19 protein-coding genes are annotated in these 22,979 nt (G+C 54.4%); 13 read left to right on the plus strand and 6 right to left on the minus strand.

What is annotated here, in order from left to right; all coding sequences use genetic code 11:
* Positions 1-97 precede the first annotated feature (97 nt).
* The 6 genes from ACGG90_RS07475 to ACGG90_RS07500 all read left to right on the plus strand — a co-directional run bounded on the left by ACGG90_RS07475 (position 98) and on the right by ACGG90_RS07500 (position 7,285).
* Positions 98-976 carry a cation diffusion facilitator family transporter gene (locus tag ACGG90_RS07475; protein ID WP_390407852.1) on the plus strand — a complete coding sequence of 293 codons (879 nt, stop codon included), beginning with the start codon at positions 98-100 and terminating at the stop codon, positions 974-976.
* Between the two features lie 400 nt (positions 977-1,376).
* Complete coding sequence (gene purR / locus ACGG90_RS07480; RefSeq protein WP_390407855.1) at positions 1,377-2,225, plus strand: pur operon repressor; 849 nt, start codon at positions 1,377-1,379, stop codon at positions 2,223-2,225.
* Positions 2,222-3,370, plus strand: a complete 1,149-nt coding sequence (locus ACGG90_RS07485; protein ID WP_390407858.1) for a VanZ family protein — start codon at positions 2,222-2,224, stop codon at positions 3,368-3,370. The genes purR and ACGG90_RS07485 overlap by 4 nt, the downstream gene beginning before the upstream one ends.
* Positions 3,371-4,272: 902 nt before the next feature.
* Positions 4,273-5,661, plus strand: coding sequence for a bifunctional UDP-N-acetylglucosamine diphosphorylase/glucosamine-1-phosphate N-acetyltransferase GlmU (gene glmU / locus ACGG90_RS07490; protein WP_390407860.1), 1,389 nt, complete (start codon positions 4,273-4,275; stop codon positions 5,659-5,661).
* 192 nt (positions 5,662-5,853) lie between these two features.
* On the plus strand, positions 5,854-6,834 hold the full coding sequence (locus ACGG90_RS07495) for a ribose-phosphate diphosphokinase (RefSeq protein WP_390407863.1): 981 nt from the start codon (positions 5,854-5,856) through the stop codon (positions 6,832-6,834).
* A 184-nt stretch (positions 6,835-7,018) separates the two neighbouring features.
* Positions 7,019-7,285, plus strand: a complete 267-nt coding sequence (locus tag ACGG90_RS07500) for a hypothetical protein (RefSeq protein ID WP_390407865.1) — start codon at positions 7,019-7,021, stop codon at positions 7,283-7,285.
* 76 nt (positions 7,286-7,361) lie between these two features.
* On the opposite strand, the gene ACGG90_RS07505 is transcribed toward ACGG90_RS07500, so the two are convergent.
* From ACGG90_RS07505 to serC, 3 genes are all read right to left on the minus strand, one after another.
* A complete protein-coding gene (locus tag ACGG90_RS07505; RefSeq protein WP_390407868.1) occupies positions 7,362-10,088 on the minus strand; it encodes a YhgE/Pip domain-containing protein in 2,727 nt (908 codons plus the stop codon).
* A gap of 217 nt (positions 10,089-10,305) precedes the next feature.
* Positions 10,306-11,466 (minus strand): phosphoglycerate dehydrogenase, encoded by a 1,161-nt coding sequence (locus ACGG90_RS07510; protein ID WP_390407871.1) that lies wholly within the window; start codon positions 11,464-11,466, stop codon positions 10,306-10,308.
* Positions 11,466-12,545, minus strand: coding sequence for a 3-phosphoserine/phosphohydroxythreonine transaminase (gene serC, locus ACGG90_RS07515; RefSeq protein WP_390408036.1), 1,080 nt, complete (start codon positions 12,543-12,545; stop codon positions 11,466-11,468). The genes ACGG90_RS07510 and serC overlap by 1 nt, the downstream gene beginning before the upstream one ends.
* 288 nt (positions 12,546-12,833) lie before the next feature.
* Here serC and ACGG90_RS07520 point away from each other — a divergent pair, with 288 nt between their 5' ends.
* From ACGG90_RS07520 to ACGG90_RS07545, 6 genes are all read left to right on the plus strand, one after another.
* Positions 12,834-13,457: a histidine phosphatase family protein gene (locus tag ACGG90_RS07520; protein ID WP_390407873.1), complete on the plus strand. Its 624-nt coding sequence runs from the start codon at positions 12,834-12,836 to the stop codon at positions 13,455-13,457.
* A gap of 901 nt (positions 13,458-14,358) precedes the next feature.
* Complete coding sequence (gene tkt / locus ACGG90_RS07525; protein WP_390407876.1) at positions 14,359-16,353, plus strand: transketolase; 1,995 nt, start codon at positions 14,359-14,361, stop codon at positions 16,351-16,353.
* 21 nt (positions 16,354-16,374) lie between these two features.
* Positions 16,375-17,358, plus strand: a complete 984-nt coding sequence (aroF, locus tag ACGG90_RS07530; RefSeq protein ID WP_390407878.1) for a 3-deoxy-7-phosphoheptulonate synthase — start codon at positions 16,375-16,377, stop codon at positions 17,356-17,358.
* A complete protein-coding gene (gene aroB / locus ACGG90_RS07535) occupies positions 17,355-18,416 on the plus strand; it encodes a 3-dehydroquinate synthase (protein ID WP_390407881.1) in 1,062 nt (353 codons plus the stop codon). Before aroF ends, aroB begins: the two co-directional genes overlap by 4 nt.
* Positions 18,417-18,422: 6 nt before the next feature.
* A complete protein-coding gene (gene aroD / locus ACGG90_RS07540) occupies positions 18,423-19,148 on the plus strand; it encodes a type I 3-dehydroquinate dehydratase (protein ID WP_390407883.1) in 726 nt (241 codons plus the stop codon).
* Complete coding sequence (locus ACGG90_RS07545; protein WP_390407886.1) at positions 19,145-20,002, plus strand: shikimate dehydrogenase; 858 nt, start codon at positions 19,145-19,147, stop codon at positions 20,000-20,002. The genes aroD and ACGG90_RS07545 overlap by 4 nt, the downstream gene beginning before the upstream one ends.
* A 421-nt stretch (positions 20,003-20,423) precedes the next feature.
* Here ACGG90_RS07545 and lepB read toward each other — a convergent pair whose 3' ends face one another.
* From lepB to ACGG90_RS07560, 3 genes are read right to left on the minus strand one after another with little or no spacing between them, the layout of a single operon-like run.
* Positions 20,424-21,008 (minus strand): signal peptidase I, encoded by a 585-nt coding sequence (gene lepB, locus ACGG90_RS07550; RefSeq protein WP_390407888.1) that lies wholly within the window; start codon positions 21,006-21,008, stop codon positions 20,424-20,426.
* Positions 21,005-21,379, minus strand: coding sequence for a large-conductance mechanosensitive channel protein MscL (gene mscL, locus ACGG90_RS07555; protein ID WP_390407890.1), 375 nt, complete (start codon positions 21,377-21,379; stop codon positions 21,005-21,007). The genes lepB and mscL overlap by 4 nt, the downstream gene beginning before the upstream one ends.
* Before the next feature lie 39 nt (positions 21,380-21,418).
* Positions 21,419-22,453: a YdcF family protein gene (locus ACGG90_RS07560; protein WP_390407893.1), complete on the minus strand. Its 1,035-nt coding sequence runs from the start codon at positions 22,451-22,453 to the stop codon at positions 21,419-21,421.
* A 70-nt stretch (positions 22,454-22,523) separates the two neighbouring features.
* Here ACGG90_RS07560 and ACGG90_RS07565 point away from each other — a divergent pair, with 70 nt between their 5' ends.
* Positions 22,524-22,976: an NUDIX hydrolase gene (locus ACGG90_RS07565; protein ID WP_390407896.1), complete on the plus strand. Its 453-nt coding sequence runs from the start codon at positions 22,524-22,526 to the stop codon at positions 22,974-22,976.
* Positions 22,977-22,979 lie beyond the last annotated feature (3 nt).

The following is a 22,979-nucleotide window of genomic DNA, read 5'->3' on the forward strand; positions in this document are numbered from 1 at the left end:
TAAGGGTGGCGACTTTATCGGAATGGTTACGCTAACTTTTGGTCGTTGACAAGGGGTGCGCGAATCGGCAAGATGAAGGCAAAAGGAGGCGCTTGCGATGACAAATCCGAAACCCAATGCCGCATTCCGGTGGGGCATTATGCTCAACGGTTTATACATTGTTGCCGAAGTCGGCTTCGGGGTAGCAGTCGGCTCCATGGCCTTAGTGGCCGACGCCTTGCACAACTTAAGCGATGTGTTAGGTTTGGCGATCGCTTGGTTTGCAGCGTGGCTATCCTGCCGCCAGCCGACTGTGCGGCGCACTTATGGTTACAAAGGCTCTTCGATTTTGGCCGCGCTGATCAATGCAGTGTTCTTATTAGTGGCGATGGGTGCGATCATCGTGGAAGCTATTGGCCGCTTCGCGCATCCCGCACCGATTCAAGGCGGCACGGTGATGCTGGTGGCTGGCGTTGGGATCTTGGTCAACGGCGTCACGGCGATGTTGTTCCACCACGGCCAAGGCCATGATTTAAATATTCGCGGGGCCTTCATGCACATGGCCGCAGATGCCGGCGTCTCCTTAGGGGTAGTGCTGGCTGGCGGGTTATACTTGTTGACTGGCTGGGAATGGCTGGATCCAACCGTATCGATCATCGTGGCCATTGTGGTGCTGATCGGCACTTGGGGCTTGTTAAAAGACGCCGTGAATCTCGCTATGGCGGCAGTGCCTAAAGCCATCGACATGGCTGCGGTCAAAGCCTGCATCGAAGATTTTCCAACGGTAGTCAGCTGCCATGATTTGCATGTGTGGGCGCTAGGCACCACCGATGTGGCCTTGACGGTGCATGTGATGCGCGACAGTGCCGAGCAGAACGATTGGTTTCTGGAGAAGCTAGGCGATCGCCTGCGCAGGCGCTACGACATCGCCCATGTCACGATTCAAGTTGAGTATGGCGATTATCAACCGCTGCGCGTTAAAGACAATCCATATTAAACCTTACCGTCTGGCTTGACAGTTCACCAACTGCTAAGCGAGGCGGTTTTGTGTTTGGGGCCGGGCAAGTAGCGCGGCTTGACCGACGTTTTCCCCGCGATGCTCCGCAACCCTTGCCTTACAAGTATGGATCAGGCGAGATTGCCGTTCACACAAGTCTTCGCATTTCCAAGAATATTCGGTAATATTCATGGTACCAGGCGATAATCCTTGACAATAGTGGTTATAAGTCGGAAAATATTAAACTGTTTGTGTGTTGGAAAATGCTTTTATAAGCGAACGTTCGTTAGAAATTATCAGAAAGTTCTATGAATTTCACGGACAACCGCCTATAATTAAGCACATTAGAGCACAGAAGTCCGTTAAAATGCAAATATTCGGAGTTAAGGAGATTAACCACATGAAAGTTCGTCGCAGTGACCGCTTGATCGATATGACGCGGTACTTATTAGAACGGCCCCACACCTTGGTGCCGTTGACCTTTTTCTCAAAGCGGTATGAATCTGCGAAGTCTTCGATTTCAGAAGATCTCGCCATCATCCGCCGTACCTTCGCCCAACGCCAAACCGGCATCTTAGAAACCGTTCCTGGCGCCGCTGGCGGGGTGCGTTACATTCCGTTCATGGGCAAGGTCGAAGCGACGTCTTTCATCGGCGCCATGGCCAATCGCCTCAGCGAAACTGATCGCCTGCTGCCAGGCGGCTATGTCTACTTATCCGATTTGCTGGGCACGCCTGATGTGCTGCGCCAAATCGGCCGCTTGATCGCCACGCAATACTTAGACCAGAAAGTCGACGCCGTGATGACCGTGGCCACCAAAGGCATCCCGATCGCCCAATCCGTCAGCCAATACCTCAATGTGCCTTTTGTCATTGTGCGCCGGGATTCCAAGATCACCGAAGGCTCCACTGTCAGCGTCAATTACGTCTCAGCCAGCTCTGCGCGGATTGAGAAAATGGAACTGTCCAAGCGTTCGCTTGCGGCAGGTTCCGGCGTGTTGATCGTTGATGACTTCATGAAAGGCGGCGGCACTGTCAACGGGATGCGCAGCTTGATCGCCGAATTCGACGCCAAGCTCGTCGGCATTTCCGTGTTTGCAGAAGGCAACTTCTCAGGGGATCGCATGGTGTCTGATTACACCAGCTTGATTCGCGTCGATGAAGTCGACACCAAGGCCAACACACTGCATGCCGTGGCTGGTAACTACTTGGACAAGAACCTTGCGCGCTTAGAGGCGCTTGCCAAGTGAGTGCGTACCTTTATCCGGTAAAAATGGCAGTGCTGACCTTCCCGATTCTGGCGTTGGTCTTGGCACTGCCTTTTTTGATCTTGCAATATCGCCGCTACGGCAGTTTCTTGTGGTGGCGGGCGATCGTCGTGTACAGCTTCGTGTTCTACATGCTGGCGGCGTATTTCTTGATCATTCTGCCGCTGCCGAGCCGAAGCAGTGTGGCGGCATTAACCACGGCGCATTACAACTTGGTGCCATTGACGGCATTGCGTGAATTCGTGCACACCACGGTGTTTTCGCCGCTGCATCCAAGCACCTGGCTGGCCGCATTGAAGCAGCCGGGCTTCATTCAACCGGCGTTTAACATCGTCTTGACGATTCCTTTTGGCGTGTACTTGCGTTATTACTTCAAGCGCCCGTTGTGGCAGGTGTGGCTGATGGCGTTGGGCCTGTCGCTGTTCTTTGAGTTGACCCAGCTGTCCGGGTTATATGGTTATTATCCGCGGCCGTATCGCTTGTTTGATGTGGATGACTTGATCTTGAACTCTAGCGGCGGTTTGATCGGGGGCTTATTGGCGCCAACGCTGATGCGGGCTTTTCCCACGCGTGATGAAATGGACGCTGCCAGCCGCCAGCGCGGCCAGAAGGTGTCGCTGACTCGGCGCTTGGTGGCTTTCATCATTGATAATGTGGTGTTGTTTGGTATCATCGCCGGCTTGTTAAGCCTCTTGGCACGCTTATTAGGCGTTGAAAACTTGTTGCCAGGCTTGGTGCTGCAAACGATCTTGCCGCTGTTTTTCTTGCATGTGCTGGTGCCGACGTTCAATCATGGTGCCACTTGGGGCAAAAGTCTGGTGCGCATTCGCGTGGTTGATCAAGCCGGCCAGCCAGCCGGTTTCTGGCGTTTGTTGTGGCGGGCCGTGTTGTTGTACGGCGTGGTGTTGCAAAGCGTGCGGGGCTTCTTGGTGATGTTTCAAGAAGTCTTCTCCAAGATGCATCAAAGCGAACTTAATGTGGCGTTAATGGTGCTGTTTGGCGTGATCGTGGGTTTTGTGGTGTTGAACTTCTTGTGGGAGCTGGTCACTCGCGACAATCATTATTTCTATGAAGTCTGGAGCAAGACCCATCAAACCAGCAGCATCAAAGCAGCAAAAGAGCAGTAACCACAGCCGGTGCATGACCTGTCAGGGTGATGCGCCGACTTTTTAGTTGTGGCGGCCGGTCAGGTGTTGCTGCGCAGCGTGGGGCAAGCGGTGGCGCAGGCGGCGCGGCCGGCTTCAACCCCGCAAAGTGCGCGTGGTTTACGCCTAAGTTCTGAGCCCGCATCGCTTCGCTCAGCGCGGTCTCAGAACTTGCCGCAATCAGCACAGCAAGCCTTGCACAGCCCGCAAGTCTCGCTGTGCTGATTGTTTCGCGGCCTGACCACCGCTTGCCCCACGCTGCTTCGCAACACCTGGCCTACATATTCGTGGTAGGGTAGGATCAAGGCAGCTCAACATTTCGAATGATAGATAGCGCAGGGCGAAACTGTTGTGGAGGAAGGGAGCGGCCAGGGTCAGTCAACTCAGCGCAGTGTAGTCACGTTGCGCTGTAACACCTATTCCAGATATCGTCAGCTCAATGTTTGCGTGGCGATTATCTTAATCTGAAACGTAAGATGGAGGAAAGGGCGACCGGGGGCAGCTGGGGCGGAGGCCAAATGGCGTCAGTGGTGTCGTTGTTCTTGGCAACGGAGCGCAACGCGCGTAGGCGCCTAGAACAAGGCGCGCGGACGAGATCCACTTTGCGCGCGGAGCGAAGCGGAGACGCAAAGTTAGCTCGTCCGCCGCCCACCACGTTCCACGCCATTTGGCCGTAGTCCCAGCTGCCCCCGGTCGCCCTTTCCGCCGCCCCCCCCTCTACTTCGGTCGCCACGCCATCTGACCGGAGCACACCGTGGCCACCAGGTACCGTTTCCGGCCCCCGGTCATTGGTATAGTCGCCAGTACCTCCCAGGCTTGTCCTTGTCATGAAGGCGGCGATTGGCTATCATATAAGTAAATCCGTTTCACCAAAGGAGTCTATCATGTCTGCTAAATTTACGATCATTCTCGCCGCCGGTAAAGGCACGCGGATGAAGTCTTCACTGTATAAAGTTCTGCATCAAGTATGTGGCAAGCCGATGGTCGACCACGTGTTGACCCAAGTTGAGAAGACCCACCAAGACGCCATCGTCACCATCGTCGGCCACGGTGCCGAAGCGGTGGAAGAAGCGCTAGGCGACCGCACCCAATTTGCCGTGCAAGCCGAACAACTCGGCACCGGCCATGCGGTGTTGCAAGCGGAGCCTTTATTAGGCGACAAAGCCGGCATGACCTTGATCGTCAGCGGCGACACGCCGTTATTTACCGCAGACACCTTCGAGAAATTGTTTGCTTATCATGAACAGACTCACGCCAAAGCCACCGTCCTCACCGCTGTGGCGCCGGATCCTTTTGGCTATGGCCGTGTGATTCGCAACGCAGACGGCTCGGTGCAAAAGATCGTCGAGCAAAAAGACGCCACTGAAGAAGAAGCCAAGGTTCAAGAAATCAACACCGGGGTGTATTGTTTCGACAACCAAAGTCTGTTTGCCGCACTCCATCAAGTCGGCAACGACAACGCGCAAGGCGAATATTACCTGCCTGATGTTATCGAGATTCTAAAGGCGCAAGGGGCCGTAGTCGGCGCTTATACCATGGCAGACTTCACCGAATCCATGGGTGTTAACGACCGCGTGGCACTGGCGGCAGCCACCAAGGCGATGCAAAAGCGTATCAATGTGGCGCATATGAAAAACGGCGTGACCATGGTCGACCCGGCAACGACGTATATCGATGCAGATGTCACCATTGGCAGCGACACGATCATTGAACCTGGCGTTTATCTTAAAGGCCACACCACCATCGGTTCCAACTGCGTGGTGGGCACGCATTCTGAATTGATCAACGCCACGATCCAAGACAATGTGCGCATCACCAGCTCCACCATTGAAGATTCGATCATGCGCACTGGTTCTAACATCGGCCCCAACTCTCATTTGCGGCCGCAATCCGACATCGGCGAAGGCGTGCATATCGGCAACTTCTGCGAAGTCAAGAAAGCCACATTAGGTGCTGGCACCAAGTTAGGCCACTTAAGCTATGTCGGCGATGCCACTTTGGGCAAAGACATCAACATCGGCTGTGGCGTGGTGTTTGTCAATTACGATGGGGTGCATAAGTTCCACACCACAGTAGGCGACAAGTCTTTCATCGGCTCAAATGCCAATATCGTGGCGCCGGTGACGCTGGATGCGCACTCCTTTGTAGCGGCTGGTTCAACGATCACCAAAGACGTGCCAACGCATGCTATGGGGATTGCCCGGGCGCGCCAAGAGAACAAAGCCGATTTCTGGAAGCGCCTGCCGATCGCCGATGCGCCGGAATGGAACTAGGCCGAATATTAACGAATCATGGCGGTGAGATTAATATCTGTTTTTTTCACCCGCTTACATTAAGATTTGTCTCCCCAGAGACAAATCTTTTTTGTTATACTAGAGCGTGTGTGAGCACAGGTCATCGGTGAATCGTTCGGATTCTGTGTTCCGTACTGTAGAACGTGCCAATTAAATCAGGTGGAGGAAACCATGCCAGAGCATTATGCTGATCCAAAGTTGAAGATTTTTGCCTTGAACTCAAACAAGCCCCTTGCAGAAAAAATCGCCAAAGAAGTGGGTGTTGAGTTAGGTAAGTCATCCGTCAAGCGCTTCTCCGACGGGGAAATTCAAATCAACATCGAAGAAAGTATTCGTGGGGATGATATCTATCTCATTCAATCGACCAGTGCGCCGGTTAATGACAACTTGATGGAACTCTTGATCATGATCGATGCCCTGCGTCGTGCTTCGGCGCACACGATCAACGTGGTATTGCCTTATTACGGTTACGCGCGCCAAGATCGCAAAGCGCGCTCGCGTGAACCAATCACCGCCAAGTTGGTGGCCAACATGCTGGAACGTGCCGGCGCTGATCGGGTCTTAGCGTTAGACTTGCATGCCGCTCAGATCCAAGGCTTCTTCGATATCCCAGTCGATCACTTGATGGGCGCCCCGCTGTTGGCGGATTACTTCTTGCGTAACCAATACACTGGTGACGACACTGTCGTTGTCTCGCCTGATCACGGTGGCGTGACCCGCGCGCGTAAGCTGGCGGAATTCCTCAAGGCGCCAATTGCCATCATCGACAAGCGCCGTCCGCGGCCAAATGTCGCTGAAGTGATGAACATCGTCGGTAAAGTTGATGGCAAGCGCTGCATCATCATCGATGACATGATCGACACTGCCGGCACCATCACCTTAGCGGCTGCAGCGTTAAAGAACGCCGGTGCCACTGAAGTCTTAGTGGCTGCGACGCACGCGATCTTCTCAGGCCCTGCCGTTGAACGCTTGGAGAACTCAGTGATCGAACAAATCGTCGTCACTGACTCCATCCAATTGGCTGAAGAAAAGAAGCAGCAATTGTCCAAGTTGGTCCAAGTTTCCGTGGGACCTTTAATCGGGCGGGCCATCACCCGGATCCAAGAAAACAAGCCGGTTTCCCCATTATTCGAAAACCGCTTCAAGAAATAAGCGTCTGCAGTCAACAAACGGCGATGCGTCACGATTCTTGGTGAATCGCGACGTATCGCTGTTTGTTTGGCGCAGAAGCTTGTGAAACAATCGACAATTCTCTTGAGAAACTGCTTTCATTCCGCAGCGGCAGGGCGTAAGGTGGTAATGGAAAGCAAACGCAACAAACTCAGGAGGCAAGATGATGTTTCAGTTTCTGACGTATCCGATGTTTGTCACAGAAGATGAAGACGATGCCGCCCACCGCTTCACCTTCACCAGCCCAGACGTTGCAGGGGTGACAGTCGTGGGCGAAACCATTGCCGGCACCGCGCACTTAGCCGGCGCCACCATCGCGCGGATGATCGATGCTGGGGTGCAAGTGCCAATGCCAAGCACTGCCGAGCAAGTCGCGCATTGCAATCGGCGAGTGGTGTATGTGTCTGTCGATCGGCGCGTGACCACGAATTAATAGCAGCAATACCAAATCAAAACGGCTATCCCTCACGAATTCATAAGGGATAGCCGTTTTGCGTTGGGCAGCAAGATCATTCCATGATCTTACTGCGTTTGGAAATTTCGTGCATTTTGTCGATCAGCGGGCGAATCGGGCCTTTGAGCAACAAGCCGCCAACAAAGAACACAATGCCGAATGCGGCCAGGCGCCACAAGTCGCTCCACAAATTCGGCCAGTAAATACCGCCAACGGTTTCGCGCAGCATATTCACCGCGTAAGTAAAAGGCAGCCACGGGTTGATGGCCTGGAAGAATTTGCCAGACAAGACCACCGGGAAATTCCCGCCGGCCCCGGAAATCGACAGCACTAAGATAATGATGCCGATGCCTTTGCCAATGTTGCCAAACAGCGAGATCAAGCTGTATAAAATTGACACGAACACCACCGACAAACCCATGGCAAACAGCAGATACAGAGGCTTGTTGACCACATAAGTGCCGATCAAGAAGATGTTGCCTAAAGCCGCGATCAGCCCTTGGCCCATCCCCAACCCGGCAAACGTCAACCAGCGCGCGATGTATTGCTGCTTGATGGTGGCATCAGCCAGCTCTTCTGGCAGGTGGTATTCGGTGATCAAGATCGCTCCCAGCAGCAGCGCCCCGACCCAAATGCACAACGCCAGATAAAACGGGGCGCTTTGCGAGCCATATGTTGGGATCGGGTAGAGATCTTGTTCGTTAAGCGAAACGGGATCAGCCAAGAAGTTGGCTTCTTTGCCGGCATCGCGGCGCAACAGCTTCAGCAACTGCGACAGATCCACCGACTGTTGGCCTTTTTTGATCGCGACAGCACCTTTTTGAATCGCGTCTTTCAAAGTCGGCCAGTCGGTTTGAATCAAGCCATGCGCCTGGTTTAAGCCGCTTTCAAGCACCGGCAGCTTCTGATTGGCCAAGTTCAACGCCGTGGTCAGCTGGGTTTCGATGCCAGGCAAGTCGTGGTTCACAAAAGCCGTCGCCGTGGCCAACTTGGTTTTCAGCGTAGGGAAATCATTCTGATACAGTGCCGCGATGGTGTTGATGCCGCCGGTGATTTGGGTCATGTGGCCGTTAAGCAAGGTATTGGCATCAGCCAGTTCAGTCTTTAATGCCGGCAGCTGAGTTTGCACGTGCTTCAGCATCGTTTGGGCTTGTTGCAATAAGTCCTTGGTGTTATGTAGTAAGCCAGGGAGCTTGGGCAGCACTTGATCGTTAATATCGGCCAAGGTGGTGCTGGCGCTGGTTAAGGCTTGTTTGAATTGGCCGATCAAGGCGGTCACACTCGCCGACAAACCGAGATTTTGCAGCTTGGTGGCATCGCCGGCAAAAGTGTCCGCAGTTTGCTGCAAGGCGGCCACGCGGCTTTGCAAAGCCTGCGTGGATAAGCTTGGCGCCTGTTGGGCCAAAGCAGCCGCTTGGCCGGCCAGTTTGGTGGCTACTGTACTGATGGCGTTAAGCTGGGCAATGGCTTGATCCAGCGTTGCGCTTTGCGCGCCGTGATGCAAGGCGTTGTAGCTTTGTTGCACTTGGGTGAGGCTTGCGGCGAGTTTTTCAGCGACGGCGGCGGTATTGGTTTGCCGCGTGGCCACGCCTTCAAGCAAGGTGGCGATGGCTTGTTTGTCAGAAGCAGATAATTCGTTATTAGCCAACAAGCTGTTGAGGCTTTGCAAGTCTTGGCTGAGCTTGGTGTTGGCGGTGTTGATCAAGGTCAAGCCGGCATCGGTGGCATTTTGCACGATGCTTAAGCCGGATTCAACTTGCGGCACGACTTGATCTTTGGTGGTGGCCAAGGCACTTTGCGTGTGCTTGCCAAAAGCAGTGAGGCTAGGCAAGGTGCCATCGACGCTGTCGATCACCGCCAAGCCTTGATTGGTGACGGTGATGGCTTTGCCAACGCCTGCTTGCAAGGTGTCAAAATGGTCATTGACCATTGCCAGCTGCTGGCCGGCTTGTTGCACTTCCGGCAGTTTGCCTTGGACTTGCACCGCCAATTGGCCGGCATCTTCGGCCATCGGCAAATAATCGTTGGCTTTGACCAGCTTATGGGCCATTTGGTTGACTTCCGGCAGGTAAGCGGCCATGTCGTTGGCGGCTTTGAGCTTGGTTTTGATCTCAGGCAGCTGGTGGCGCACGGTTTCGACTTCTTTAAGATAGCCTTCGATCGTCGGCAGCTGGCGGTTGGTGTTGGTGACCAGCGTGGCAAAGCGGCGGATCATCGGCAAGTTGTCGTCTAATTTAATGCCGGCTTTGTTGAATTCGGTCATCAAAGTCTTGGCCACTGTGTCGACAAATTGCGTGGAAATCGTTGATTGCAAAGTCGTCGCACCACTGGCGGTGATTTTCGGGGCGATGGCGTTGATCTTTTCGTTGACGTAATAATCCAGCTTTGGCTTCTGGACTTTGCCTTGGACAATGGTCAACAAGTCTTTGGAGAAGTCTTTTGGCACCACGATGCCGGCGTAGTATTTGCCAGAGCGCACGCCTTTGGTGACAGCTTGTTTAGAATCAACGAAGCGCCACCCCAGCTTCTTGTTCTTATGCAGTTGCGTCACCAATTCGTCACCGATCGCGACTTGCTTCCCGTTAAAAGTCGCCGATTGATCGGCTGAATATACTGCTACCGTCAAGTCTTGTGTGTTGCTGTAGGGGTCCCATAATGCCCATACGTTGAACCAGCAATACAAAGACGGAATCACGACCAGCGCCAACACCAACAGAAACGCCGGCGGACTTTTAAGCAGCCGGCGCCAGTCCAGCACGAATAATTTCCCAATATTTCGCATCGTTATCCTCCAAGAATTTTCTTAATAATAGCATGAATGAAGGCGCTGTGCATGATTCGTTAATGAGAATATTGCTCTGGGGCCGGCGATGACAAAAGCGGGCAAGCAATCAGGCACATCGGCGCGTTTGACAAAGCAACGCCAAGACACAAAAACGGCTTTGCGCCGCGATTCAAGTGCAAATCGTGGGGCAAAGCCGTGGCGCAATTGTTAGTGATTAATGTTTCAGCAAGCGTACGCGATAAACCGCGTCAATAGCGCGCAGCTGCGTGAGCAAAGTGTCTTTATCAAAAGAGTTATTGGTGTCGATGATCGAGTAGGCGACCTTGTCGCGGGCAGCATTAGACATCGATTCGATGTTGACGTTGGCGTTGGCTAAGCACGTGGCGATTTGCCCGACCATGTTGGGGATGTTCTGGTGCATCACGGTTAAGCGATACTTGGAAATGAACGGCACTTCGATCGTTGGCAAGTTCACCGAATGCACGACATTGCCGGTTTCTAAGAAGTCCATGATCTGCTGGGCGCCTTGCACCGCGCCGTTGGCTTCGGCTTGCAAAGTCGAGCCGCCGATATGCGGGGTGACCAACACGTCGTTGCGATTCAACAATTCGTCTTCACCAAAATCCGTCATGTAGCGCTTGATATGCCCGGCATCAAGTGCTTGGCATACCGCGTGGTTATCCACGATGCCGCCGCGCGCGAAGTTCAACACCACGCAGCCTTTTGGCATCATGGCCAGTTCTTTGGCACCAATCAAGTTGATGGTGTCTGGGTTCTTTGGCACATGCACCGAAACATAATCGGCGTCTTTGATCGCGTCTTCCAAGGTGGCGGCGCGTACGGTGGTGGTGGGGATGTGCCATGCGTCGTTAGCCGATAGGTAAGGATCATAGCCGATGACTTTCATCCCTAAGTCGCCAGCTGCTGTGGCCACGCGGGCGCCGACGTGGCCGACACCAATGACAGCCAAGGTTTTGCCGGTGAGTTCGGTGCCGTTGAATTGGGTTTTCTCAGCTTCAGTGCGGGTGGAAATATCTGCCCCAGAGTTATGTGCCGCATAGCGCGCTGCGGAGAACAAGTTGCGGCTGGCGATGATGAGCATCGCAATCACCAATTCTTTAACGGCATTGGCGTTAGAGCCTGGGGTGTTGAAAACCGCTGTGCCATTATGGGTGGCGACATCTAGCGGGATGTTGTTGAAGCCGGCACCGCAGCGCACGATAGCCTTAAGCTTTTCGGGAAAAGCATAGTCGTGTAAGTTTACCGAGCGAATCAAGAACGCATCGGCGTCTTCGGTTTGATTGAGTTGATAATTCGGGCCAAAAGCCTTCAAGCCGGCTTCGGCAATGGCGTTAAAAGTTTTGATTTGATACATTAGCGGTGCTCCTTTTCATAGTGGTATAAGCAATCGATCAAGGCATCAACACCGGCCAGCGGCATGGCGTTGTACAAGCTGGCGCGCAAACCGCCAACGCTGCGGTGGCCTTTGAGGTTCATCAAGCCGTGGGCAGCGGCGAGTTGCACCACATCGTTATCCACGGCGTCATCGTTGGTGTTAAACACCACATTGGTCAAGCTGCGATCTTGTGGCCGCACGTAATTGTGGAATAATTGCGATTGATCTAAGAAATCGTATAATTTGCCGGATTTCTCAAGGTTGCGCCGCTGCATTTCCGCCACGCCGCCTTGTTCCTCCAGCCAGCCCAGCGTCAGGTTCAAGGCATAAATTGCAAATACCGGCGGCGTGTTATACAACGAACGCTTCTTGTCAAACAAGCTGTAATCTAACGCGCTAGGCACCGCGACGACATCTGACAACAGGCTGCGCTTGACGATCACCACCGTCACGCCAGCCGGTCCCAGATTCTTCTGCGCTCCGGCGAAGATCATCCCAAAATCTTGCACGTTGTATTGTTGGGCCATGATATTGCTGGACATGTCTGCCACCAGCGGCGTGGTACCGGCGTCTGGCAAGGTGGTGTAGGCGGTGCCTTCAACGGTGTTGTTGACGCAAATATGTAAATAATCAAAAGTGTTCTGGGCAAGCGGCGCAGGCAGCTTAGGCAAGTGGCGATAGTGGTCGGCTTTGGTGGTGGCCAGCACTTGCGCCGGTACGTCTAAGCGCACGGCTTCGGCGGCGGCTTTGCTGCTCCATTGTCCAGAATCAAGCACAGCGATTTGGTGATGCTTGGTGGCCAGATTCAATGGCGCTGCGGCGAATTGGCCGGTGCCGCCGCCTTGCATGAACAACACCGCATAGTCATCGGGGATGGCCATTAAGCGGCGCATGCGCGCTTGGGCTTGGTTGATGATCGCATCGAAATCGGCGCTGCGATGTGAGATCTCCATGATGCTCATGCCGCTGCCGTTTAAGCTGGGCAGCTCTTGTTGGATCTGTTGGACAACCGGGGCAGGCATGACAGCCGGTCCCGCGGCGAAATTATAAACCATGATAATCCTCCTAAATTGAATAAAAAAACGCGCCTTCACAATAATCCTGTGAAGGCGCGTGATGATACAAGATTCACGGTCTCACAGTAAGCAACTGTGAGACCACTTGGCGTGAGCACAAAGATGGTCTACACAGCTGATGTGTATGACCATGATGATGACTTAGCATTGATAAAGTTGAATTTAAGCATTGCAATCATCCTCCGCTTCGTTGTTAACTAAGATAGCACGAAGCGAATATCGCGTCAACAGGAAACATTAAAAAACGCTGATAATCATGAGGAGAATATTATGACGACTTTCTATTTCATTCGCCATGGCCAAACCACAGCCAACGCCATGGGGCTCAAACAAGGCACCATTAATGACGCGCGCACGCACTTAAGCGCCATCGGCCAGGCCCAAGCCCAACAATTGGCCACGCAGTTCTCCTTACAAGACAAAGCGGCCTTGTTTGTCTCGCCGCTTGACCGCACTCAAGAAACTGCGGCCTTGCTTGACCCCAAGCAGCTCTTGACGCCGCAATTAGATGCGCGGCTGTTGGAGATCTCTTATGGCAACTGGGATGGCCGGCGCAATGCTGAGCTTGAAGCACAGTATCCGCAAGTGTTTGATACAGTATTAAACGATGTTTTGCCCAGTTATGTTGAAGTGGCCCAAGGCGGTGAAAGTTTTGAAGCAGTGCAAACGCGCGTCGCCGACTTTATGCAAGACGTGGCCAAACATTATGTGGCCCAAAGTGTGGTGTGCGTGACCCATGGCTTCACCGTCAAAGCCGCGGCGTTAGTGGCCTTGCAGCCTAAAGATCCCATGAGTCTGCCAGAGCCGGACAACACCAGCGTGACCAAATTGACTTTGGCCAACGGCAAATATTATTTAGATTACTATAACCGCTTCGACGCGCAGACTTACTGATAAGCAGCGTGTGAAAAGGGCCGGGCAGGGGTTGTTGCGCGGCATGGGGCAAGCGTCGGCGCAGGCGGTGCGGCCGGCTCCAACCGCGCTGAAAGGCGCGCGTTTTGCGCCTAAGAATTGAGCCAAGCGCTCGCTGCGCTCACCTGCTTGTCTCGATTCTTGCCGCGATCAGCAGCGCAAGCCAAGCATAGCCCGCTTGTCTTGTGCTGCTGATCGTTTCACGGCCTGACCGACGCTTGCCCCATGCCACTCCACAATCCCTGCCCTACATCATTGGCATGAGTTGGAACGTTGTAGGATTAACGTTCGATCGGTGAAGGTATGAACTTAGACGAGTGACAAAGGAAAGTGCGACCGGGGGGCAGCTGGGGCGGAGGCCAAATGGCGTCAGGCGCCCGCCCTGCTACTTCGGTCGCCACGCCATTTAGCCGTAGTCCCGGCCGCACCGCCTGCGCCGCCGCTTGCCCCACGCCGCGCAGCAGCCCCTGCCCGGCCTTGCTCGGCCTTTCCCCACTTTTGCCATAATTAGCCATGCAGCTCTAATTATTTCTCACCAAATTTACATTTTTGGGTTGACTTTGGCTGCAGACGGCGGTAAGCTCATTTCAACACATGAAGAAGGGGTTTTGATGATGAACATGAAGACGAACACAGTTGTCTATTATGCCTGGTATGCGTATTTTCTCTAGCGAGTAGGAGCACACGAATGTGTCCCTGCTCGCGAGGGATACATTCGTCTGCATGCCAGGAATCATCGGAACCACACGGCAAGCACACGGATGAGCGAATTTCAGCCGTGTGCCTTTTTATTTCTCCAGGACTAACTGGATCAAATGGCGCTATCGGCTGAAGCTGACAGCGCCATTTGCGTTCTTGTTGCCACATTTAGGAGGAGAACACCATGAAATTTGATTCCACCGACGACTTAGCCGTCAATACGATCCGCATGCTCAGCGTCGCGCAGATCCAAGCAGCCAACTCAGGCCACCCAGGCCTGCCGCTTGGGGCCGCGCCAATGGCTTATGTGTTATACCGCAACCACTTGAATGTCACCCCACAAGACACCAAGTGGTTCAACCGCGATCGCTTCGTGTTGTCAGCCGGCCACGGCAGTGCGATGTTATACAGTTTGCAGCATTTGGCAGGCTTTAACGTCACCACCGACGACTTGCGCCATTTCCGCCAGTTTGGCAGCCGCACGCCAGGACATCCGGAATACGGCGTGGTCGATGGTGTTGAAGCCACTACCGGGCCGCTGGGCCAAGGCTTAGGCATGGCGGTGGGCATGGCAATGGCTGAACGCCACATGGCCGCACGCTTTGATGGCTTGGTGGATCATTACACTTACGTCATTGCCGGCGATGGCGACTTCATGGAAGGCATCTCTCATGAAGCCATGGGCTTGGCGGGGCATCAAGCGTTAGGCAAGCTGATCGTGTTGTTTGACTCCAATGATGTTTCCTTAGATGGCGGCAAAGCCCGGGCCTTTGGTGAAGACATGGCAGCGCGTTGTGCCGCAGAAGGCTGGTCTTACAGCCGAGTTGAAGATGGTAACGACTTGAATGCCATTGATGAGGCCATCACCGCTGCCAAAGCCGTCACCGATCAGCCTTCGATGATCGAAGTGCGCACGGTGATCGGCTTTGGCGCCCGCGAACAAGGCACCAACGGCGTGCATGGCAAGGCGTTGTCTAAAGCCGACTACGCCGCGTTGAAAGTCACCTTCAACTGGCAATTGCCTGATTTTGAAGTGCCAGAGGCCGTGACCCAGCGCTTCGCCGACACCTTAGGCCAACGCGGTCAACAAGCTTGTGCAACATGGCATGCGAAGGTCAAACAACAACCCGCAGCTGTTGCGGCAGCCCTTGGCCGCGCCACACAGAATCTCTTGCCGACTTTGCCAGAACAGCCGAACACCTTGATCCCAGAACTTTGCTCCGGACGGGATGCCGGCAAGATCGCGATGAACGCTTTTGCCAAGTTGGCCCCGGAAATGTGGGGCGGCGCCGCTGATCTGGCCAGCTCCACTAAGACGGTGATCGACGGCTCGCCGCTGTTCTCCCCAGAGCATCCAGAAGGCCGCAACATTGCCTTTGGCGTTCGTGAATTCGCCATGGGCGCTGCGTTAAACGGCATGGCCTTGCATGGCGGCTCGCGCGTCTTTGGCTCAACTTTCCTGGTGTTCTCCGATTACCTCAAGCCAGCAATTCGCTTGGCAGCGATGCAGCATTTGCCAGTGACCTTCGTGTTCACCCATGATTCCATTGCCGTTGGCGAAGACGGGCCGACCCATGAACCTGTTGAGCAGCTCACGATGTTGCGCAGCATCCCCAACACTGTGGTTTTGCGCCCAGCCGATGGTCAAGAAACTGCTGCAGCCTGGCGTGTGGCGTTGACTCGGCAGAATGGCCCCACGGTGATCGTCTTGACCCGCCAAGACTTGCCGCAATTGTCCAAGAAAGTCCCGCCGGTTTCCCGCGGTGCTTATGTGGTTTCCGGCGTTCCTGCCGGCAAGCGCCAAGAAGGGATCTTAATGGCCAGCGGCTCAGAAGTGCACTTGGCGATGCAAGCGCAAATCGAGTTGGCCAAGTCCGGCCGCTTCGTATCGGTGGTATCGATCCCAAGTTTTGAATTGTTCGCCCAACAATCCCGCGATTACCAACAAAGCGTCTTGCCAAACAACATCACCCGCCGCGTGGCTGTAGAAATGGCCAGCCCATTAGGCTGGGGCCAGTTCGTCGGCCTTGATGGCGCAGTGGTGGGCATGGATACCTTTGGCGCCAGCGGCAACGCTGAGCGCGTCATGAACCATTTTGGCTTCACCCCGCAACATGTCGCTGACACTTACTTGCAATTGTCCGCCGCGCAAGAATTGCGCAGCATGAACTTACGCTAAATTAGAAGGAGCATTCATCTTATGATTATTCAATTCAAAGCCCAATCCCCGCTCATCCAACAAGTTGCCCAAAAGCTCGCCGCCATTCCGGCCCAAGTTGAAGTCGTTGGCACTCACTTAGCTGCTATCGGCGTGAAAGACTTCACCCCGACCCCAGAAGAAGCAGCTGAGATTGAAAGCATCACCACCAACGACCCAAGCTTTGTCTTAGGCAGCCGTCAGTTCCAGCCGGAAGACACGGTGATCAAGCTGCCGCATACCACTATCGGCGGCGGCAGCTTCGTGATGATGGCCGGCCCGTGCTCTGTTGAATCCGAAGCCCATGTGCGCAAAATGGCCAAGCTCGCCAAAGAAGGCGGCGCCACAGTCTTGCGCGGCGGGGCCTTCAAGCCGCGCACGGTGCCATACTCTTTCCAAGGCTTAGGCGAAGACGGCTTGCGCTTCTTGCGTGAAGCTGCTGACGAACAAGGCATGGATGTGATCACTGAAGTCATGGATGTGCCGCATGTGGCGATGGTTGGCAAATACACCGACATCTTCCAAATCGGGGCCCGCAACATGCAAAACTTCAGCTTATTGAAAGAAGTCGGCAAAACCAAAATCGCCGTGGGCTTAAAGCGCGGCATGTCTGCCACCATCGACGACTTGTTGAACGCCGCTGAATACATTCGTGCTAACGGCAACCCGAACGTGTTCTTGATCGAACGCGGGATCCGGACTTTCGACAACAAATACACCCGCAACACCTTCGATTTGGCGGCGATCCCAGTGCTTAAGCAGTTATCGCATTACCCAGTGATCGCTGACCCAAGCCATGCGGTAGGCGTGCGGGACTTGGTGACACCAATGGCAGTGGCGGCTGCGGCGACTGGCTGCGATGGTGAAATCGTTGAGATCCACGACGACCCGGCTCATGCTTTCTCTGACGGCCCGCAGGCGTTGACCCCAGACTTGTACTTGAACATGACCAAGCGCGTTGCTGCAGTGCGTCAGGCGCTTAAATGAGTACGCAACACGTTGCCTTAGCCGATCATCCTTATGACATCATCATCGAAGCCGGCGCCTGCAAACGGCTGGGGGAATTGGTGGCTAAGGTGTGGTCCAAGCGCAAGTTGATGATCGTTTCGGACACCAATGTGGCACCGCTGTATTTGGCTGAAACCGTGGCGAGTTTAGAACAAGCCGGTTTCACCACCGCCACCACGGTGATTGAAGCCGGAGAAGCCAGCAAGACGCTGACTGGCGCAACACAGGTGTATACCAACTTGATCGCCCAAGGCTTCTCGCGCTCTGACGCGGTGGTGGCCTTAGGCGGCGGCGTCGTTGGCGATTTGGCCGGCTTTGTGGCTTCCACATTCATGCGCGGCTTGCCTTACATTCAAGTGCCGACGAGTTTGCTGGCGCAAGTCGATTCCAGTGTCGGCGGCAAAACGGCGGTGGATTTTGGCGCCGGCAAGAACGTCGTCGGTACTTTCTATCAACCGGACTTAGTCGTCATTGATCCGGATCATTTGCAAACCTTAAGTCAGCGCAACTTGGTGGAAGGCTACGGCGAAGTGGTCAAAATGGCCGCGATGTCTGATCAGCCAGGCTTTTGGCAATTGATCATGCAAATCGATTCGCCGCAAAGCCTCTTGGCCCATGCTGCAGAATGTTCAGCCTATGCCATTGCCGCCAAAGCGGCGCTGGTGGTTGATGACGAACGGGACACCGGTGCGCGGCGCTTCTTGAACTTTGGCCACACTTTAGGGCATGCCGTGGAGTTATTGGTGCCAGACACCTTGCATGGCGAAGCTGTCAGCATGGGGATGATCGCGATTACCCAAATCAGCGAACGCCGAGGCTTAACCGCCTCTGGTACCGCCGATCAATTGCGCGCGCGGCTTGAGGCAGTTGGCTTGCCGACACATTATCCCGACATTCCGGTGGCTAAATTAGTCGCCCAAATCCGCATGGACAAGAAGGTCAAACACGATACCGTGGTGTTAGTCTTATTGAAGCAGCTGGGCGAGCCAGTGCTGCATCCGGTGGCATTGGCGGACTTGCCTGCATTCTTGGAGTGAAGACGCATGAAGAAATTTGTTCAAGCGCTGTCAGCTCAGGTGCCAGCCATTGCGGTGCCGCTGGTGGCAACTGATCCTGAAGCGTTGTTACAAGCGGCACAAGCAGTGTGCGAAAGCGACGCGCAAGTGGCAGAATGGCGGCTGGACGCTTGGCCCACAGTAGATGATGACACCGCTGCACATTTGCTTTTTCGCTTGCATCAAGCCGGCAAAATGGTGCTGGTGACCATCCGCACCAAGGCCCAAGGCGGGGCGTTTGGCGGCGATGTGGCCGAATATGTGGCCTTATATCGGCGGATCCTCGATTTTGGTCCGGATGCCATCGATATTGAAGCCAATGTCCCGCCGGTGCCGCGGCAAAGCTTGGTTGAAGCTGCACACGCCAATGATGTTGCAGTTGTGGCCAGCCAGCATGATTTTCACCAAACCCCAGGCTTTGAAGACGGCCAAGCGCTGTTGCAATCGCAAAGCCGCTGGGGCGATGTGGTGAAACTTGCGGCCATGCCGCAACAAGCCACAGACACCTTGAACTTGTTGGCGCTGTTGGCTTGGGCGAAATTGACCCTGCCGCAGCCGGCAATCATCATCGGGATGGGCGAATTAGGCCAACTGACGCGGGTGGCTTCTGGGGCTTTTGCCCCGGGCTTAACGTTTGCCACATTAGGGGATGCCAGTGCGCCAGGGCAGCTTTCAGTGGCGACGATTCTACAATTACAGGGGGAACAGGCTTGATCGACGGACACACCACACTTTACGGATTATTCGCACACCCGGCGGCGCATTCGCTGTCGCCGGCGATGCATAACTTGGCGTTTGACCGACTTGGCATCAATGCGCGTTATTTGGCTTTCGATGTTACGCCAGAAACCTTGCCGGCAGCCATTGACGGCTTGCGGGCCTTACATATGGGTGGGGTGAACTTGTCGATGCCGCTGAAACAAGCGGTGTTGCCGCTGTTAGACCATATCGATCCGCTGGCGCAATTGGCCCATTCAGTTAACACCATCGTTAATCGCAATGGCGAATTGACCGGCTACACCACCGATGGTATCGGTTTGGTGCAGGCCTTGCCGCAAGCGCTGGTGTTAAGCAATTGCGAGGCAGTGTTGTTTGGCGCAGGCGGCGCGGCCCAATCTGCTGCGCTGGCCCTAGCCCAGAACGGTTTGGCCAAGTTGACCATTGTTAATCGCACCCAAACTTCTGCTCAAGCGCTGGCTGAGCATGTGCGTGCCAATGCGCCAAAGTGTCAGATCATAGTGCTTGCGCTGAGTGATACGGCGTCTGTCAATGACGCGGTGGTCAATGCTCGAGTGGTGATCAATGCGACCAGCTTGGGGATGGCTGAGCAAGCAGCCCTGTCGCCGCTAAATGACCCCAGCGTGTTGACGCCGCAGCATGTGGTGTTAGATATGGTGTATGCGCCGCTGCACACCCGGTTGTTGGCCCAAGCCCAAGCTGCCGGCGTGACACATGCGCTTAACGGTTTGGCCTTGCTAGTGGCGCAAGGCGCCGCCAGTTTCAAGTTGTGGGCCGGCCAAACCATGCCCACAGACGCCGTTGAGGCACATTTGGCGACGTTGTTGTGAGCTGCCGAACAGGGCTCGCTGCGCGGCGTGGGGCAAGCGGCACTACGCAATACCAGCCCTACATGATTCGTCATTGGATAGAATTCCGCCGGATCAATGTTAATCGACAAATTGCGTCACTTGAAACAAACTCAGAAGGAAAGGGTGACCGGGAGCGGCTGGGGCGGAGGCCAAATGGCGTCAGGGGTGTCGTTGTTCTTGGCAACGGAGCGCAAAGCGCGTAGGCGCCTAGAACAAGGCGCGTGGACGAGATCCACTCGACAGGCGCAGCGTAGCGGAGTTGTCGAGTTAGCTCGTCCGCCGCCCACCCCGTTCCACGCCATTTGGCCGTAGTTCCAGCTGCTCCCGGTCACCCTTTCCGGCCTGGCCCATATCAAAAATGCCGTTCCATCGCGATTATGCGGTGAAACGGCATTTTTGATCAGTACGTCTTCATTTGTGTCAGTGGCCAATAGCGCCACACGACAACGGATTGGATCTTGCTCTTAGGGATGAAACCAAAGGCGCGGCCGTCGTGGGAAACGAAGCGGTTATCCCCCATGACGAAGTATTCGCCTTGCGGCACGTGTTCGGATTGCGTCGCCTTATCTGTAGCGATATCGAAGTCTTGCGTGAACTGGACGCCGGTGCTGGAGCGGTTATTGGCTTTGGCCCAGTCGGTGATTTCTTTGCGCATGAAGCTGGTTTTCAAGTAAGGCTGCTTTTGCAGCTTGCCGTTGACATACAAGCGTTCATTCTGGACTTTCACAGTGTCGCCAGGCATGCCGATGACACGCTTGATGTACAATTCGCCAGGTGCGTCTGGGGCGTTGATCACCACGATATCGTTGCGCTTGACTTGCTTGTGGCGCAGCGAGTATAGGCGATCACCGTTTTCCAAAGTCGGCTGCATGGAGTTGCCAGACACGACATCTTTGGAAACCACTTGCGTCATCAACAGCTGAACGCCGACGAACACCGCCACCAATAAGACGACGAGTTCAATTAACCATCTGTATTTTTTCAATTATTGCCTCTTTTTGCGAGTAGGTCACGGATCTCCGTGAGTAACGCTTCTTCTTTGGTAGGGCCAGCAGGTGCAGATTTCTTGGCTGGCAGAACTTTGTTGGCGGCTTTGACCAGCAGGAACACCACGAAGGCGATGATCAAGAAGTTGATCACGTCGTTAAGGAATACCCCATAAGTGAACTTGGCGCCAAGCAAGGTGAAGCTTAACGACTGCAAGTTGGTGCTGCGGGTGAACAGCGCCAAGATCGGATTGATCAAGTTCTTAGTCAAGCTGGTGACCAAACCGGTGAATGCAGAGCCGATGATGACCCCAACGGCGAGGTCTAAGACGTTGCCGCGCATAATGAACTGTCGGAATTCTTTGAGCACGATGAAAGCCCCCTTTAGGTCAATTATACAAAAATTGTTTCACCGTGCCAATGCTTGAACCAACCCGATACCGATACTGAGTAAGCTGATCAAGCCAAAAATCACCAAATGCCGCTTCTTGTGCAGCACCACCATGGCTAAGTACTCGCGGATCACCGCATTGGGCAGGAAATAGAAACTGGTTTGGGCCCCATGGCCGTTAGCAGCTAAACCGGCTTGCTTGGCGTAGATCCCGGCGCGAAACAGGTGGTAATTATTGGTGAAAAAGGCCGCCTTGCCGCCGCCAAGGGCTTGGATCATTTTGGCAGAAAAGCGCATGTTCTCAAGCGTGGTGGTTGAGCGGTTTTCCACCAAGGTGTCTGCTTCAGGGATCCCTTGGGCTAAGGCGTAGCGCTGCATGGCCAAGCCTTCTGGCAACAATTCATCTGGCCCTTGGCCGCCGGAGAACAGCAGCTTGCAAGGGCGGTTGAGGGCTTGCTGCTTGCGGTAGAAGCGAATGCCGGCATTGATGCGGGCTGCCAGCAAAGGACTGACGGTGTCGCCATGCAGCAAACCGGCGCCTAGCACGATCAAGAAGTCTTTGTTGTGCCGCAGCGGGCGCAGGTTGTATAACACCAGCACGGTTAAGAAATTGTACAAGCCTAACAACACATACAAGATCGTTAAGCTAAAGAATACTGCTAAGCCGTTATACAGCGGATCTGGCAGGTATTGGCGGCCGAAGCTGGCGCCGATTTCCAGCAGCAACAAGCCTATTGCCAACAGCAAAGTCAACATGTTGCCGAGATTATGGCCTTCGCGCCGCCACACCAGCCAAGCATTCCAAGCCAGCCACAGCAAGTGCAAGGCAAACAACAAGGCCACCAGCATGATGGCGATGATGAACAGTGTGGCTGATACTGCGATCAACAGGCGGTTTCGACTGTTGAGGATCAAGAACGCGGCAGTGCCTAATGCCGCCGCGGCCCACAAGTTGAACAGCCAGCCGTTTAACAAGCGGCGCGGTTCGATGCTGAAGCTGGCGGCAAAGGCGATCGTAAGCACGATCAGCGGCAAGAAGAGAAGCGGAGACATTGAAATTCCTCCTATGAATTAGACTTTCGTAAGGCTATAATGAGAGAAAAAGTTGGAGGCTGACTGACTCATGGTACACGATCCGGTATTCGGCATTAAAGATCCTAAGCTTGATTATAAGAAGCGCGTAGGTGTCTACGCGGTGATCCCGGATCACACCGGCAAGCGGTTGTTGATCTTAGGGGCGCCTGATCATGCCTTATTTCTGCCAGGCGGGGGAGTCGAACCTGGTGAAAGTGATGCCGAAACCATCCGCCGAGAATTGCTGGAAGAATTCGGCGTGGCGGTGACCATCGGTGAGAAGCTCGGCACGGCGTCTGAATATTTCTATTCACACCACCGCCAAACAGCTTATTATCACCCGGCGACGTTCTATGCCTGTTCTGACTTGCATAAAGTTCAAGAACCCTTGGAAGACTTCAACACCTTGATGTTAATGCCGCTGGCAGAAGCCGCCGCGCAGCTTAAGCGGCCGACGCAACGCTGGGGTGTGGCGCAGTGGTTGAAATTGCAACAACACTAAATT

This window comes from Lacticaseibacillus jixiensis (genome assembly GCF_042847315.1).
In the GTDB taxonomy this organism is placed as follows: domain Bacteria; phylum Bacillota; class Bacilli; order Lactobacillales; family Lactobacillaceae; genus Lacticaseibacillus; species Lacticaseibacillus jixiensis.